Annotated in this window: 14 protein-coding genes and 1 pseudogene; 6 read left to right on the forward strand and 9 right to left on the reverse strand. The window is 66.7% G+C overall.

The features are described 5' to 3' along the window. Positions 1 to 72 precede the first annotated feature (72 nt). The 4 genes from dnaA to mutM all read right to left on the reverse strand — a co-directional run bounded on the left by dnaA (position 73) and on the right by mutM (position 4,102). Positions 73 to 1,449 (reverse strand): chromosomal replication initiator protein DnaA, encoded by a 1,377-nt coding sequence (dnaA, locus tag ROJ8625_RS03750; protein WP_085790480.1) that lies wholly within the window; start codon positions 1,447 to 1,449, stop codon positions 73 to 75. A gap of 497 nt (positions 1,450 to 1,946) precedes the next feature. After that, positions 1,947 to 2,210, reverse strand: a complete 264-nt coding sequence (gene rpsT / locus ROJ8625_RS03755; RefSeq protein ID WP_085790481.1) for a 30S ribosomal protein S20 — start codon at positions 2,208 to 2,210, stop codon at positions 1,947 to 1,949. Positions 2,211 to 2,408: 198 nt separating this feature from the next. Continuing rightward, the gene (locus ROJ8625_RS03760) at positions 2,409 to 3,185 is read right to left on the reverse strand and encodes an enoyl-CoA hydratase (RefSeq protein ID WP_085790482.1); all 777 of its coding nucleotides are present in this window, start codon (positions 3,183 to 3,185) and stop codon (positions 2,409 to 2,411) included. 65 nt (positions 3,186 to 3,250) lie between these two features. Beyond that, positions 3,251 to 4,102, reverse strand: a complete 852-nt coding sequence (mutM, locus tag ROJ8625_RS03765; RefSeq protein WP_085790483.1) for a bifunctional DNA-formamidopyrimidine glycosylase/DNA-(apurinic or apyrimidinic site) lyase — start codon at positions 4,100 to 4,102, stop codon at positions 3,251 to 3,253. Positions 4,103 to 4,177: 75 nt separating this feature from the next. Between mutM and ubiE the strand changes: the two genes are divergently transcribed. Both ubiE and ubiB read left to right on the forward strand, forming a co-directional pair. Then, complete coding sequence (gene ubiE / locus ROJ8625_RS03770) at positions 4,178 to 4,930, forward strand: bifunctional demethylmenaquinone methyltransferase/2-methoxy-6-polyprenyl-1,4-benzoquinol methylase UbiE (protein ID WP_085790484.1); 753 nt, start codon at positions 4,178 to 4,180, stop codon at positions 4,928 to 4,930. Between the two features lie 3 nt (positions 4,931 to 4,933). Then, positions 4,934 to 6,466: a 2-polyprenylphenol 6-hydroxylase gene (ubiB, locus tag ROJ8625_RS03775; protein ID WP_085790485.1), complete on the forward strand. Its 1,533-nt coding sequence runs from the start codon at positions 4,934 to 4,936 to the stop codon at positions 6,464 to 6,466. Between the two features lie 69 nt (positions 6,467 to 6,535). On the opposite strand, the gene ROJ8625_RS03780 is transcribed toward ubiB, so the two are convergent. Continuing rightward, positions 6,536 to 7,216 (reverse strand): flagellar hook capping FlgD N-terminal domain-containing protein, encoded by a 681-nt coding sequence (locus ROJ8625_RS03780; RefSeq protein WP_085790486.1) that lies wholly within the window; start codon positions 7,214 to 7,216, stop codon positions 6,536 to 6,538. A gap of 11 nt (positions 7,217 to 7,227) precedes the next feature. Further along, positions 7,228 to 7,740: a flagellar hook-length control protein FliK gene (locus tag ROJ8625_RS20925; RefSeq protein WP_159456715.1), complete on the reverse strand. Its 513-nt coding sequence runs from the start codon at positions 7,738 to 7,740 to the stop codon at positions 7,228 to 7,230. Between the two features lie 1,726 nt (positions 7,741 to 9,466). Here ROJ8625_RS20925 and ROJ8625_RS03790 point away from each other — a divergent pair. Continuing rightward, positions 9,467 to 9,751, forward strand: a complete 285-nt coding sequence (locus tag ROJ8625_RS03790; protein WP_085790488.1) for a rod-binding protein — start codon at positions 9,467 to 9,469, stop codon at positions 9,749 to 9,751. Beyond that, positions 9,744 to 10,100 (forward strand): flagellar export chaperone FlgN, encoded by a 357-nt coding sequence (locus tag ROJ8625_RS03795; protein WP_085790489.1) that lies wholly within the window; start codon positions 9,744 to 9,746, stop codon positions 10,098 to 10,100. Before ROJ8625_RS03790 ends, ROJ8625_RS03795 begins: the two co-directional genes overlap by 8 nt. 199 nt (positions 10,101 to 10,299) lie before the next feature. Here the strand turns inward: ROJ8625_RS03795 and ROJ8625_RS21280 are convergent. Continuing rightward, positions 10,300 to 10,392: pseudogene (locus tag ROJ8625_RS21280) on the reverse strand (chemotaxis protein MotB); the annotation flags it as partial. 204 nt (positions 10,393 to 10,596) lie between these two features. On the opposite strand from ROJ8625_RS21280, the gene ROJ8625_RS03800 reads away from it, so the two are divergent. After that, entirely contained in the window at positions 10,597 to 12,819 is a 2,223-nt protein-coding gene (locus ROJ8625_RS03800; RefSeq protein WP_234984156.1) for a YjbH domain-containing protein, read from the forward strand. 2 nt (positions 12,820 to 12,821) lie between these two features. Beyond that, complete coding sequence (locus ROJ8625_RS03805) at positions 12,822 to 13,511, forward strand: YjbF family lipoprotein (protein ID WP_234984157.1); 690 nt, start codon at positions 12,822 to 12,824, stop codon at positions 13,509 to 13,511. Positions 13,512 to 13,533: 22 nt separating this feature from the next. Here the strand turns inward: ROJ8625_RS03805 and ROJ8625_RS03810 are convergent, their stop codons facing one another. Continuing rightward, entirely contained in the window at positions 13,534 to 14,145 is a 612-nt protein-coding gene (locus ROJ8625_RS03810; protein WP_085790788.1) for a sugar transferase, read from the reverse strand. Next, complete coding sequence (locus ROJ8625_RS03815; RefSeq protein ID WP_085790491.1) at positions 14,142 to 14,966, reverse strand: NAD-dependent epimerase/dehydratase family protein; 825 nt, start codon at positions 14,964 to 14,966, stop codon at positions 14,142 to 14,144. Before ROJ8625_RS03815 ends, ROJ8625_RS03810 begins: the two co-directional genes overlap by 4 nt. Positions 14,967 to 15,032 lie beyond the last annotated feature (66 nt).

Raw genomic sequence — 15,032 nt, forward strand, 5'->3', positions numbered from 1 at the left:
CGGGACCGTCAGGCGACGGCCCCATGCCGGTGTGTGACGACGGCGACTCGGAGCCGCGCCCCGATGGCGCGCTCAGCCCTCGAGCGCGCGGCGCAGCATCTCGATATCATCCGCCAGCTGGCCGTCGGTACGGATCAGTTCGTCGATGCGCTTCACCCCGTGCATGACGGTGGTGTGGTCGCGCCCGCCAAAGCGCCGCCCGATCTCCGGAAGCGAGCGCGAGGTCAGCTTCTTCGCCAGGTACATGGCCACCTGACGCGGCCGGGCGAAAGTGCGCGTGCGCCGCGGTCCGATCATGTCGGACAGGCGGATGTTGAAATGCTCGGCGACCTTGCGCTGGATCTCCTCGACCGAAACCTTACGCTCGCTCGCGCGCAGCACGTCGGTCAGGCACTCGTGCGTCAGGTCCATCTCGACCCGGCGCCCGGTCAGCGACGAGAACGCGAACAGGCGGGTCAGCGCGCCCTCGAGAACGCGCACGTTCGACGAGATGCGATGCGCGAGGAATTCCAGCACGCCGTCCTCGATCTGGACGTCGGGATAGTGGCTGCGCTGTTGCTCGACCTTGGTCTGCAGAATGCCTAGGCGCAGCTCGTAGTCGGTCGGGTGCAGATCGACGACGAGGCCCGACTGAAGTCGCGACCGGATCCGGTTCTCGAGATCCTTGATCTCGTCCGGCGCGCGGTCCGCAGAAATGATGATCTGCTTGTTCTGGTCCACGAGCGCGTTGAACGTGTGGAAGAACTCTTCCTGCGTGGAATCCTTGCCGGAGATGAACTGCACGTCATCGACCATCAGCACGTCGACGGAGCGGAAGATCGACTTGAAGTCCATCATGCGACGGTCGCGCAGGGCCTGCACGAAGCGATACATGAACTGCTCCGCCGAGAGGTAGAGAACGTTGAGCTCGGGGCTCTTCTGCTTCAGCTCCCAGGCGATCGCGTGCATCAGGTGTGTCTTGCCGAGACCGACGCCGCCATGAAGAAAGAGCGGGTTGAACGTGACCGGTCCGCCTTCGGCCACGCGGCGCGCGGCGGCATGGGCAAGTTCGTTCGGCTTGCCGACCACGAAGCTGTCGAAGCGGAAGCGCGGATCGAGCGGCGCGCCGGGCAGCAGGTCTGACGTGTCTGTCGACGGCTGGGGCATGGCGGACTTTCGCGTCGGGGAAAAGGTGGACGGTGTCGTCGGTTCGCCCGGGTCGTTCGCATGGCGCGAGACCCGGAAGTTGAGTCGCCGCACGTTCCCGGAAATGGCGTTCATGTGATACAGCATCACGTCGCCGAAATTCTGCGAAACGTAGTTTCCGACGAAATTCGTGGGAGCGCCGAACGTGGCAACGCCGTCCTCGAGACCGTCGAACTCCAGCGGCTCGATCCACGCCTTGTAGTTGTTTTCGCCGATCGTCTCGCAAAGAGACGCCCGCAACGCACCCCACTGTTCCTGAGTCATATGTCCCGTATCCGTGCCCAAGCTCTGCCCAACGGCCGCGACTCATGCCGCGACCCGGTGCAAGACACACTTGGACGTAACCGGAGTGACCGCGTCCGCCCTATCAGGACGCGGGATCCTTTTCAGACCTTGTCAGGCAAACACTTTCCTGGTCGCTCGACTCGCGTCGAGCGGCTCAAGCCCCCGTGTCGGCCTGTCTCCGTGCTCTTGGACAGTGGCAGAAGCAGACTGCCTAACCGGATATGGCGCAACTCCAGATCCGGATCCGCATGACCTGTCCGCCGGATCCCGGCGGACTGGGGTGCGGCTCTGTCCCCCCATCGTGTGACTCGCGAGGGACAAACTACCAACGCCGCCGAAGGCTTCAACTTAAACTCAGACTTGACTCATACAATCCATAGAAACGAATCCGCGGCCCTGTGCAAAAACGACACATATGCAAAAAAGGCCCCGCAAATAGCGGAGCCTTTTCAAAGTGGTACCAAATGTTGGGCAGTTCAGCCCAGCGCCTTCACCCGCGACGACAGGCGGGACATCTTGCGAGCGGCGGTATTCTTGTGAAACACACCCTTCGTCACGCCGCGCATCAGCTCGGGCTGGGCGGCACGAAGCGCGGTCTGCGCGGCGTCCTTGTCGCCCGAAGCGATGGCTTCCTCGACCTTGCGGAGATAGGTGCGGATGCGCGACCGGCGCGCCTTGTTGACGGCGTAGCGCTTCTCGTTCTGGCGGGCGCGCTTCTTGGCTTGCGGCGTATTGGCCATGCGTTCGATCCTCGTCTTTCGTCTCTGTCACTTGGGCAACTGGCCCGCGGAATTGATGTCTCTGGCGTGCCGCATGCCCCGCCGCTACGGCGATGGCCCGGGCCGAAACCGACCGGATCGAATCGAGCCTGAGCGGGCTGCACGCGCATGTAGAGCGGGCGCTTACACGCCGCGCCCGCTTCGCACAAGCGGAAATGGCTACTTGTCGCGGAACTGGGCCGAGCGCTTCTCGAGGAAGGCGTTCATGCCCTCCGTCTGGTCCTCGCTCGCGAACATCGAGTGGAACAGGCGCCGCTCGAACAGGAGCCCTTCACTGAGCGGGGTCTCGAAGGAACGGTTGACCGCCTCCTTGACCGCCATGGAGGTCAGCATCGACTTCTCCGCGATCTTCTGGGCTGCCGCGTGCGCCTCTTCCATGAGGCTCTTGACCGGAACCACCCGGCTGACGAGGCCCGCGCGCTCGGCCTCCGCGGCGTCCATGAAGCGGCCGGTGAGGTGCATGTCCATGCTCTTGGACTTGCCCACTGCCCGGGTCAGGCGCTGCGTCCCGCCGATGCCGGCCACCACGCCGAGGTTGATCTCGGGCTGGCCGAACTTGGAGTTGTCGGCGGCGATGATGAAGTCGCACATCATCGCCAATTCGCACCCGCCCCCGAGCGCGTAACCCGCGACGGCGGCGATGATCGGCTTGCGCACGTTCAGGATCGCCGTCGCCTCGTTGCCGAAGAGATCCTGCAGGAAAACGTCGACGAAGGACTTCTGCGACATCTCCTTGATGTCGGCCCCGGCGGCGAACGCCTTGGAGGAGCCGGTCAGGATGATGCAGCGCACCTTCTCGTTGGCATTGGCGTCCTTCAACGCAGAGGCGAGCTCGGTCAGGAGCTGCGAATTCAAGGCGTTGAGAGCCTCCGGCCGGTCGAGCTTTATGACCGCGACGCTGTCTTCCACTTCGACGATGATCGTCTCGTAGGCCATGGAACACGGCTCCGATTGTGTTCTGTCAGTCCAGAACGCTTATCACCTGTCGCTTCCGGTTCAAGCTATCTTTGGCACCGCGGGCAGTAGAAGGACGACCGCCCCGATTGAACGATGCGGCGGATCACGCCGTCGCAGCCGTCGCGTCGGCACGGCAGGCCCTCGCGGCCATAGACGTCGAAGCTGTGTTGGAAGTAGCCGAGTTCACCGTCCGCCTGCCGGTAGTCGCGCAGCGACGATCCGCCCGCCGCGATGGCGTCGGTCAGGGTGTCGCGGATCGCCGGAACCAGTCGCGCACGCCGGGCGCGTGAAATCCGCCCGGCCCGACGCCCCGGATGGATCCGGGATCGGTATAGTGCCTCGCAAACGTATATGTTGCCGAGTCCCGCGACGATCTTCTGGTCCAGAAGTGCCGCCTTGATCGGAGTATTGCGGCCCTCCAGCGCCGCGACGAGGTGCGCTTCATGGAACGCGTTGCCGAGCGGCTCGGGCCCGAGCGCGGCGAGCAGCGCGTGGGCCTCTCGGGTCTCGGTCGGCATCAGGTCCATCGCGCCGAAGCGGCGCGGATCGTTGAAGGTCACGCGCGCGCCCGACGCCATGTCGAACACCACGTGGTCGTGCTTTTCCGGTGCCGGGTGGTCATGCACGAACCGCCCGAGCGCGTCGCCCGAAATCAGGATCCGCCCCGACATGCCCAGATGCATCAGCAGCGTCTCGCCGCTGTCGAGCGCGGCAAGGATGTACTTGGACCGTCGCTCCAGCCGCTCCACCCGCGCGCCGGTCAGCCGCTCGGCCATTCGCTCGGGAAACGGCCAGCGCAAATCCGGACGGTTCACCCGTGCCACCGCGATGCGATCGCCCTCCATCACCGGGGCGAGACCGCGACGCACCGTCTCGACTTCGGGCAATTCGGGCATGTTCGGGGTCCTTCGCGTTGTAGAGACTGGTGGGCGCTCTATAAGGAGGGTGAGGCCGGGGATACGACAAGAGCGATGAGCGAAGACACCAGCAGAACGACGCATTTCGGGTTCGAGGACATTCCCGAAGACGCCAAGGCCGGTCGCGTGCAGGGGGTCTTCACCTCCGTCGCCGCGCGCTACGACCTGATGAACGACGCGATGAGCCTGGGCATCCACCGGCTGTGGAAGGACGCGATGATGGATTGGCTCGCGCCACGCCGTGGGCAGCACCTCCTCGACGTCGCAGGCGGCACGGGCGACATCTCGTTCCGGTTCCTGAAACGGGCCGGCGCCGGGCGGGCCACCGTGCTCGACCTGACCGCACCGATGCTCGAGGCCGGCCGCGCGCGCGCCGAAGCCGAGGCGATGTCGTCGCAGCTCGACTGGGTCGTCGGCGACGCGATGGCCCTGCCCTTTCCGGACGCAAGCTTCGACGTCTACACGATCAGCTTCGGCATCCGGAACGTCACCCGCCCGGCCGATGCGCTTGAAGAGGCGTTTCGCGTGCTCAAACCGGGCGGCCGGCTCATGGTGCTGGAGTTCTCCAAGGTGCCGGTGCCCGCGCTTGCCTGGGCGTACGACCGGTATTCGTTCAATCTCATTCCGGCGATGGGTCAGCTCCTCGCCGGCGATCGCGACAGCTACCAGTACCTTGTCGAGTCGATCCGCCGCTTTCCGGATCAGGAAACGTTCCTGCGCATGATCGAGGACGCGGGCTTCGGTCAGGCGCGCTATCGCAATCTGTCGATGGGCATCGCCTGCCTGCACTCGGCCTGGAAGATCTGAGGCTTGCGCGGACCGCACAACATCTGGCGGCTCGTCCGCACCGGCGCCACGCTCGAACGGACGGGCGCGATGCGCGTCGTGCTCGATGCGTTCGACGCGCCGCGGCCGTTGCGCATCGCCGCACGCGTGATCGGCTGGCCGTTCAAGGTGCTTGGCCACGAGGGCGATCCGCTGATGCCACCGGTGACGCGCGCGCTCTCCGCGCTCGGGCCAGCCTACATCAAGTTCGGGCAGATCCTGTCGACCCGGCCCGACGTCGTCGGTGAGGACCTCGCCGCGCAGCTTCGAGTGCTGCAGGACAAGCTGCCTCCCTTCCCCGCCGAAGAGGCCAAGGCGGCCATCGAGCGCGAGCTCGAGCGCCCGGCCGACTCGCTGTTTTCCGAGTTCAGCGAGCCGGTGGCGGCGGCCTCGATCGCGCAGGTTCACAAGGCCCGCGTCGCCGAGACCGGCGAGACGGTGGCGGTGAAGGTCTTGCGCCCGGGCGTGGAACGGGCGTTCCGCAAGGACATCGACGCCTTCTACCTCGCCGCGCGCTCGATCGAGTTCCTGTCGCCCTCGTCGCGCCGGCTTCGCCCGATGGACGTGATCCGCCATTTCGAAGGCGTGGTGATGGGCGAGCTGGACCTGCGTCTGGAAGCGGCATCGGCCTCGCAATACGCCTCGAACACGGCGCAGGATGCGGGCTTCCGCATCCCGGAGGTGCACTGGTTCCTGTCGGGCAAGCGCGTCATGGCGCTCGACTGGGCCGAGGGTGTGCCGATGGGCGACAATGCCGAACTGGATGCCGCCGGCGTCGACCGGGCCGAGTTGTCGGAACGCGTACTTCAGCTGTTCCTCAAGCATGCGCTGCGCGACGGATTCTTCCACGCGGACATGCACCAGGGCAATCTCAAGGTCGCGGCGGACGGCGATATCATCGCCATCGATTTCGGCATCATGGGCCATATCGACGAGTACACGCGACGGGTCTATGCCGAGATCCTCTACGGCTTCATCCGGCGCGACTATCAGCGGGTCGCCGAGGTCCATTTCGAGGCCGGGTATGTCCCGCCCGACCGCGACAAGGACGAGTTCGCGCGGGCGCTGCGCGCCGTCGGCGAACCGATCTTCGGCATGGATGCGACGCGGATCTCCATGGCACGCCTGCTCGCCTACCTGTTCGAGGTTACCGAACGCTTCGGCATGGAGACCCGCACCGAATTGATCCTGCTGCAACGCACGATGGTTGTCGTGGAGGGCGTCGCACGTTCGCTCAATCCCCGGATGAACATCTGGCGCGGCGCCCAGCCGGTGGTCGAAGACTACATCAAGCAGTCGATCGGCCCGCGCGCCGTGGTCCACGATCTGCGCGAGACGGTGAAGGTCCTGGCGCGCTTCGGACCGCGCCTGCCCGGTATCGTCGAGGATCTTCTCATCGCGCAGTCGCAGATGACGGAGCGCGAACCGCGGCGCGTTTGGCCCGGCGCCCTTCTGTGGAGCGGGCTCGGCGCCGCGGCGGGCGCCGCGATCATGGCGTTGGTCGTCGGCCTCGGCTGACCGGATCGCGCCGCGCGTGCGGCGACGTCCCGTACCGGCGCGGCGCGGCAGTCGGTGGCCGACCCGGTATCACGGGCTCACGCGCACGCCATAGACAGCGTCTTCCCGGATCTCGGTCCCGTCGGCCAGGCGCAGCACGACCTCGTTGCTGGCATCGAGGCTGGCCTCCGTCACGCGGGTGAAGAGCGCGGGCGGGCCGCTCTCGATCAGTGTCTCACCGGCATAGCTCTCGACCGCGAAGCCGTAGACACCCGAGGGCAGAGACGTGCCGTCCGCCCGGGTACCGGGCCACGTCGCCGAGATGGCGGACGGATCGAGCGCCTGGCGCGAAACGACCGAACCGGAGGCATCGGTGACGACAAGCCGCGCCGATGTCGCCTCGGCCGCGATGTCAGGACGGATCGTCACTGGGGCGCCGTCGAAGCGCGCCGGCGCCTGGGTCAGCACCTCCGCCCCGATCCAGGATCGCAGGCCCTCGAGCGCCGGGCCCCCGATGGCCGAGGCGATCTGGGTCAGCAGATCGTTCGTGACCACCTGCTGTTCGACGGACGAGAACGTCGCCAGCTGCGTCGCGTAATCCGTTGCATCCATCGGGTTCAACGGATCCTGGTTCTGCGCCTGGACGGTGAGCATCCGCAGGAAGGTGTCGAAGTCCGAGGTAAGGGCCCCCGGTCGTCGCGCGTTCTCTTCAGCGGTCTGTGCGATCGGCGCGGTTTGCCCTCTTGCCGAGACGGGTGAGAAATCGCTCATGTGATTGCTCCTCAGACCCGGCGATCCAGGCCGCCCCGCGGCGTGCCGGGTGCATTTGCTGGATGGCGAAAGGTATCGGGGTCCATGTCCGGCATGTCGCGCGTCGCGTCTATTGTGTCCGAAGATACGGTCGACTGAGACCCGGTGCCATCGCCGGACGTGTTGCCGAAGCCGATGTCGACGGATCCGAAACCCGCCTCGGCGAGGTCGCGCTGCAGCTCGCTCGCGTGACGCCGCAGCAGTTCGAGCGTATCTGAACGGTCCGCCGAAACATGGAGCACGAGCGCACCCTCCACATTCTGCAGAATCATGCGCACGCGCCCGAGTTCTTCGGGATGCAGCCTGACCTCAACGGGACCGTCCCGCAATTGTCCGACGACCTCGACCACCTGGCGGACCGCCGCGGGGACGAGCGGGCTGTTGAAGCCGTCCGCGCGCGTCGTGCCGGCGGTCAGCGCGGACGCGCCGACCGACGCCTGCGTCATGGGGAGATTGCCTGGAGCCGGGTCTTGGTCGTCCTGCACAGCCCGGTCATGCGCGTCAGCAACGCTCGCATGCGGGCCGGCAAGTGCGCGCACCGCTTGACTGTCTGGGCGTTGCCGGCTCGCCTCGACAGGCTGCACCGCGTGGGCGGATCCGTAATTGGCGCGTGCCAGCGCGCTTTCGGTTGCTCCGACCTTTTCTCCAAGAGTCCTGACGGGCTCATCATGAGCATAGGCTCGGTCGTAGGACCTGAGCGCGTCGACTGCTGGGGCTCCTCCCGAATGCATTTGCAAGGATGCCCCGACGACACCTGCTCTCGCGCTTGCCTCAGCGACTTTTGGTAAGGCGATCGGATCAGCCGGTTGACTGCCACTCCGCTCACGCCCCTCGGGATCGATGGATCCGGGTCCGCCCTGCGGCGCCGACCTGGCCACATGTGCTACAGTGCCTGCGTGAGAGTCCACGCCGCCCGAAACAGAAATCGCATGACCGCTTGGAGCGAACCGCGCGGTCAAGCGCGCGTCCTGCGTGGCCGGACCATGCGATACTGTCCGCCTCGCGTCCGCGTCGTGCACAACCGACATGAATGCGACACCTGCGATATCGCGGATTGAATTTGGTGAAGGCGACCGGTCTGCTCGGCCCGGTGCAATGCGGCTCGTGTGCGTGCCGGATGGCCCGTCCACGGCAAGGCGCGCAGCGTCATCGGTCGGAATTGCGTAGCGGCCCTTCAGTTTTCCAACGCCTCCCGCATCGCGGCCGAACTCCCCGGCGGTCGTTTCGACCAATGCGCGCAGACCTAAACGGGATGGATTTCGCTCCAACACGCTCGGCGGGCGCGCCAGGGGGATATCTGCTTGAACACCCTCGGCAATTTGATCCTTTGCACCCGCGCCGCGCGCCCGAATGATGCCCAAGTCAGCCTGTCGCGCGGAGCCAGTACCTGCAGCGTGAATAACCGCAGCCGCGGCGGATGGTGGCTCGCCCGACGTTCGTGACGACGTCTTCGCAACGCTCTGTTCATTTGGAGCCCTCTCTGAATGCCGCTCGTGCTGCTTCGGCTCCGTGGTGGCGTTCGATGGATAAAGCTCGGGCCGATCTGCATGACGCTGAAGCGCACTGTCGGGCGCGCGCGCCGCGTCGGGGTGGTCGGACACTGTTCCCGATGCTCGGCTCGTTCCGTCTGGCAAACCCGCTGTCGTCATCGCGGGAGGGTCTTCGCCCGATGTGTAAGAGAGCCGCTCTAACGCACCAAAGCTCTTCCCGCCGTTCTTCACCTCACCCTGGTACGCCGACGGAGACCCCGCCTCGATCTCGAGGCCTCCCGCGAACCCCGTCTCGTCCTCATCGATCCGATCGGGTCGTTCGGGAGCGCCGTACGTCTGCGCTACATTGCCTGCACCTTGATCGGCATCGACTTGTTCCGGGCTCCCATCCCTCACGCTTGCGACCGCAGCGTGATCGTCCTGATCCGGTGCGCCTTGCCGCGCCGCGTCGCGCAGCAGCGCGGCGAAGTCCCCATCGGGGGGCTCTTCGCCTTCGCGAGCCACGCTCCGGGCAGGCGTCGCATCGGGACGCGGCATGGCAATGGCTGTAGCCACAGACGCCGCCGGCATTCGTGCGGGCGTCACCGTCGCTCCTGATCCCGCGCTCTGCACTCGTTGCGGCCTCCGATTCTCTCCGTTCATTCACGGTAGGGGCCATCGGGTTACCGGATGTTTACCGGCTCGCGAAAACAATCCGATCATCCAGACGAAGGAGACCGAGATGAGACCCGAGATACCAGTGACCATGCCTCAAGCACCGCCCCGTCGGAACGACAACGCGCGGCAACTGCGAGACGCTGCGATCGCACTAGAGGCTCAATTTCTCTCCGAGATGCTCGAGGCTGCGCGCTTCGGAGAGCCGCGCGACAGCTTCGGCGGCGGCACGTCCGAGGCGCAATTCGCTTCGTTCCTGCGCGATGCCCACGCCCGCGAACTGGCCGAACGCGGCGGCATCGGGTTGGCCGAACAGATTTTCGAAACCATGAAGGATCGTATGCATGACTGACACACCCATCCAAACCATCGAAGCGCTGGATTCCCTTCTCGACGAGGAACGCACGGCGCTCGTGAGCGGCGATCTGGAGGCGCTGGACGCGCTGATGTCGCGCAAGTCGGACCTGATCGAGGCTCTGCGCCTCGAAGCGATGGATTTGCCGGACGAAATCGAGCCGCTTCAGCTGAAGCTCCGGCGCAATCGCGAGTTGTTCGAGGAAGCCCTGGCGGGGCTGCGCAGCGTCGCGGACCGACTGCAGGAGTTGCGGGAGGTCGAAGAAGGCGGCGGCACCTACGACGGCACAGGTCAGCGGCACGCGCTCGAGACGAGAGCGCGCGGGCGTCTCGAGAAGCGGGCCTGATCGGTAAAACTCTCTGTTTCCTGGCAAGGGGCTTTAGTGGATCGTTAAGTGGTATAATGGATAAGGACCCCGCGCCTTGTTCGGGGCGGCGCGAGAAGAACGAACTCATGTCTCGCTGCGGTCAGAACGACCTTGGAGTGCCGCGCAAGCGGTGAACGTACCGTCGCAAAAGCGACATACCGAAGGGTCCAATCCATATCGCCACCTTCCAGGCACCGCCATGGTGCCCGCCACCCATCACCTTCTTCTTTTTCTTGATGATGATGGGCGCACCATTCCCGTTGGCCGCCATCAGCCCCACTCCAATCCATACTCACCCGGGCGCGTGTATAGGCGCGAGGTCTTACGAGCGGCTTAACGCGCACCCGTCCGTTCATCCGGGGCCAGGCCGATGCCGAATCCGCACAGACACCGGCCGGGCACGTTCCGGGCGCATGGACATCGGCGCCACGCTGCCGCTAGAACGATGGGCGACGAACGGGGTTGGGAGTTCTCGATGATGCGGCGCTCGAACACCCGCCGCGGCGGCATTCGGCTGGCGGCGGTGATGATCTGCGCGACCGCGGGCGCCGCGGCCGACGCTCAGCAAGAGAGGCTGTCGCGACCCTACTTCACGGAGATTCGCGACCGTATCCCGAGCTACAACCTCTACGGCCTGCCCGGGCTCGTGGACATGCCGACCGCCGAGATGGCGCCCGATGCCACGCTCGGGGTCACCGTGTCGAACTTCGGCAACACGACGCGCGGCACCCTGAGCTTTCAGGTGCTTCCGCGGGTGATCGGCACCTTCCGCTACGCGCGGCTTCAGGATTCGAACATCCCAGGCAACCGCGACGGCGACTATTTTGACCGCAGCTTCGACCTGCGGGTGATGCTGCTGGACGAAACGACCTTCCTGCCGGCTCTGTCCGTCGGGCTTCGGGATTTCGTCGGGACCGGGCTTTATGCGGGCGAGTACGTTGTCGCCACGAAGGAAATCGTTCCCGGCGTGCGCGTCACCGGGGGCCTCGGCTGGGGCCGGCTGGGCACCAACAACCCGATCGCGACCGTGGGCACGCGGCCGAACACCGTGAACGGCGCGCTCGACCCGAGCGTGATCGGCACCGGCGGCGAGGCGAACTTCGACACCTATTTCCGCGGCGACGCCGCGCCGTTCGGCGGCGTCAGCTGGGATATCGACGACAACTGGCGCCTGAAGGTCGAGTATTCCTCCGACGACTACACGATCGAGGAGACTCGCACGACGAGCTTCGAGCGCAACTCGTCGTTCAACTTCGGCGTCGACTACACCTTCGACAACGGCACCCAGCTGTCGCTCTACAGTTTGTATGGCAGCGAGTTCGGGGCGCAGCTGTCGTTCCCGCTGAACCTCAAGACGGCGCAGATCTCGGGCGGCAACGACCCCGCGCCGCTCCCAGTGGCCCCGCGTCCGGCGGCACAGATCAACATGCTGGGCTGGGCCGAGAGCCCCGAGCTGCGCGCCAGCATCAGCGAACAGCTCGCCGAAGCGCTGATCGATCAGGGCATCCGGCTCGAGGGCCTGTCGATGACCGCGCGCACCGCCACGGCGCGGATCGACAACCTGCGCTATCCGGTACGCTCGCAGGCGATCGGGCGCACCGCGCGGACGATGACGCGGATCCTGCCGTCTTCGATCAGCGATTTCACCATCGTTCTGACGCAGGACGGCCTGCCGCTGTCGGCGGTCGACATCGCCCGCGGCGATCTGGAGCGGTTCGAATTCGAGGCGGCGCAGGAAATGTATCCGCGCGTGCGTTTCACCGATGCGGTCGGTCGCACGCCGCCGGTCTTCGACGATGTCTATCCGCGCTTCGGCTGGTCGCTGAGACCGTATCTGCGCTATTCGGCCTTCGACCCGGACGATCCGCTGCGGACCGAATACGGCGTGCGCGCGAATGGCGATGTCGTGCTCGCGCCGGGTCTGGAGATGCAGGGCACACTGGCCTATCCGCTCGGCGGCAACATCGCGGGCGCGGCGGACGACACCTCGACGCGCCTGCCGTCGGTGCGCACGTCGTTCCCGCTCTTCGCCGATACCGACGGTCTCCGGATCGACGATCTCACGCTCGCGTATTACGCGCGTCCGGCCGAGGACTTCTACGGCCGGATGACCGTCGGTTATCTCGAACGCATGTATGCCGGCGTCTCGGCCGAACTGCTCTGGAAGCCGGTCGACAGCCGCCTCGCCCTCGGGGCCGAGGTCAATTACGTGCGGCTTCGCGACTATGACGGCGGGTTCGGCATTCAGGAGAACGCGACGCCGGAGCAGCTCCGGGCATCGGACGCCGTCGGCGACGGCACCTTCCCCGAACTGAACGGCCACGTGTCGGCGTATTACGATCTCGGCTACGGCTTCCACACGCAGCTCGACGTGGGCCGCTACCTCGCGGGGGATTACGGCGCCACGCTGACGGTCGCGCGCGAGTTCGAGAACGGCTGGCGCGTCGGCGCCTTCGCCACGCAGACCGATGTCAGCGCCGACGAATTCGGCGAAGGGTCGTTCGACAAGGGCATCACGATCACCATTCCCTTCGCCGTGCTCGGCGGGCGCGCCACGCAGCGCACGCGCACCGACACGATCCGCCCGATCACACGCGACGGCGGCGCGCGCGTGTCCGTGCCGGGCCGGCTCTACGGCCGTGTCCGCGAGGCGCACGACCCCGAGATCGCGAAGTCGTGGGGACGGTTCTGGAGATGAAAATGCAGGCTCGGTTCCGCGCGACATGCGCGCTTTCGCTTACCGCCGCGGTCGCGCTCGCGGGCTGCAGCGTCGGGCTCGACGAGGACGGCTTCAGCGGTCTCGAACCGCTCCGCGTGATCCAGGAACGGCTCGGCCAGGGCGACGGCCCTCCGCCGCCGCTTTCGCAGGCTCAGATCGATCAGGCCGTGACGGCTGTCCAGCTGCCGCTCAAGTTTATCGAGATCGAGGCCCGCGGTGCACAGGCCGTGATAGCGGCAACGCAAACCAACGGCGCCTACACAACTTACGCATCGAGCCAGGGCCAGCACGTCGTGTTCCGCGACGGGTTCGCCGTTCAGAGCCGCGGCTTCGGGGGCGATCTCATGTCCTCGGACGAGGACGAGCTTTTGGCATTGCTGCGGGCACGGCAGCGCGGCACGGCGGATTACGTGATGCGCTACCTGTCCGGCGACGAGGACACCGTCACCTACCGGTACATCTGCAACGTGCTGCCGCAGGGGCCGGCGACCTACGCCGCCGGCGCGGTCCGAAGCGCCGCGACCGACATCGAGGTCCAGTGCGTGAGCGAGACCGGCCCCGACTTCGTGTCGGACTACACCGTCGGCGCCGGCGGCGACATCCTCGCCGGGCGGCAATGGTTCGGCGGCCTGACCGACTATCTCAGCTACCGGACGCTGCGCGCGGAATGACGCCTGCCGGACCGCGCGGGCGTCAGTGCAGCGAGACCCGGCGGAACACGGTTGCGAACATGAGCTTGACGTCGAAGCACAGCGACCGACGCCGCGCGTAGATCATATCGAGCCGCGCCTTGCGCGGCACGCAGCGCCGGCAATAAACGGCCTCGGTTTCCTCGGCCGTATTGCAGGCGGCCAGCAGGCGCTCTTCGGTTCGGTGGAAGGCGAGCGTGGCAAGGCCGGTCACGCCCGGCCGGGCCCGCAGCACGCGGGCGTAAAGATCGGGAAACCTCTCGACGTATCGGCGCAGCGGCGGACGCGGCCCGACAAAGCTGATATCGCCGCGCAGGATGTTCCAGAGTTGCGGCAACTCGTCGAGCCGGGTGCGGCGCAGAAACCGGCCCGTCGAGGTGATCCGCGCCTTCTTGTCGCCGCCCGACACCCCCGAATCGTTCGCGGCCACGCGCATCGTGCGGAACTTCCACAGCAGGAACCCGTCGTCCGGCGTGCGCATCCGCTCGGCGCGATAGAGAACCGGCCGCCCGTCCCGCACGAGGATCACGAGCGCGAGGCCGAGAATCAACGGCGACAGCACGAGGCCGATCGCCAGCGCACCCGCCACGTCGAACACCCGCTTCGCGGGCGTCACGCCGGGCACTCCGCCGCGGCGGAACGCCAGTCGGCGATCAGCCGCGCCGCCGATCCGGCCTCGGGATCCAGCGGGCAGATCCGCGCGAGGCGCGTGGTATCGAGCGCGACCCGCGGCACCGCCGTGGGTGGGGCTGCGCGAAACGCGACCGGTCGTCCCGCCGCGAGGGCCAGGTCGGCCATCGCCGTGGGTGACGGCGCCGCGACGTTGAGAATCGCAGGCAGTGACCGGGTCTCGGCGGCGCTCAGCGCGACGATCACGCGGGCAAGATCGGACGGCCCGATATAACTGCGCACGGGGCTGCCGCCATCGGCGAAGCGGTCGAGCGTAACGGTGTCACCCCGGTCCACGGCCGCGCACAGGCTGTCCGCGCCGGCCACGTTGCCGATCCGGAGACAGATCGCGCGGGGGCCGGGCGCATGCTCCAACACGCGTTCCATCTCGGCCTTGGCCGCGCCATAGGCGGCCGGCGGATCGGGGGGCTGCGTCTCGGGCAGGTCGGCCGCGCCGGGGCGATAGATCGCGGCCGAGGAGGCGTGCAGCACCAGCCGAGCGCCCAGCGCCGTGCCCAGATGCTGCGCCGCCAGCGCGAGCCGCGCGTTCTCGGACAGATCGCGCCCCTGACCCGGTGTCACGCCCCAGAGCGCCGCGACCGCATCGACGCGCGGCAAGGCGTCCGTCGGTTCACCCGGCTCCCAGTGCGTCACGCCCTCCCCGGACCGGCCAACGGGGACGAGGCGGGCATCGGACCCGGTCGCACGATCCCACGCCCCGCGCACGAGCCGGCCGACCTTGCCGGTGGCGCCCAGGAGCAGGATCACGGGCGCCGGTCCGCCAAGCTGAGACATTTTTGGTCCAAATCTCCGAGAAGTGCCGTCAGACTGTTT

The organism is Roseivivax jejudonensis (genome assembly GCF_900172265.1).
In the GTDB taxonomy this organism is placed as follows: domain Bacteria; phylum Pseudomonadota; class Alphaproteobacteria; order Rhodobacterales; family Rhodobacteraceae; genus Roseivivax; species Roseivivax jejudonensis.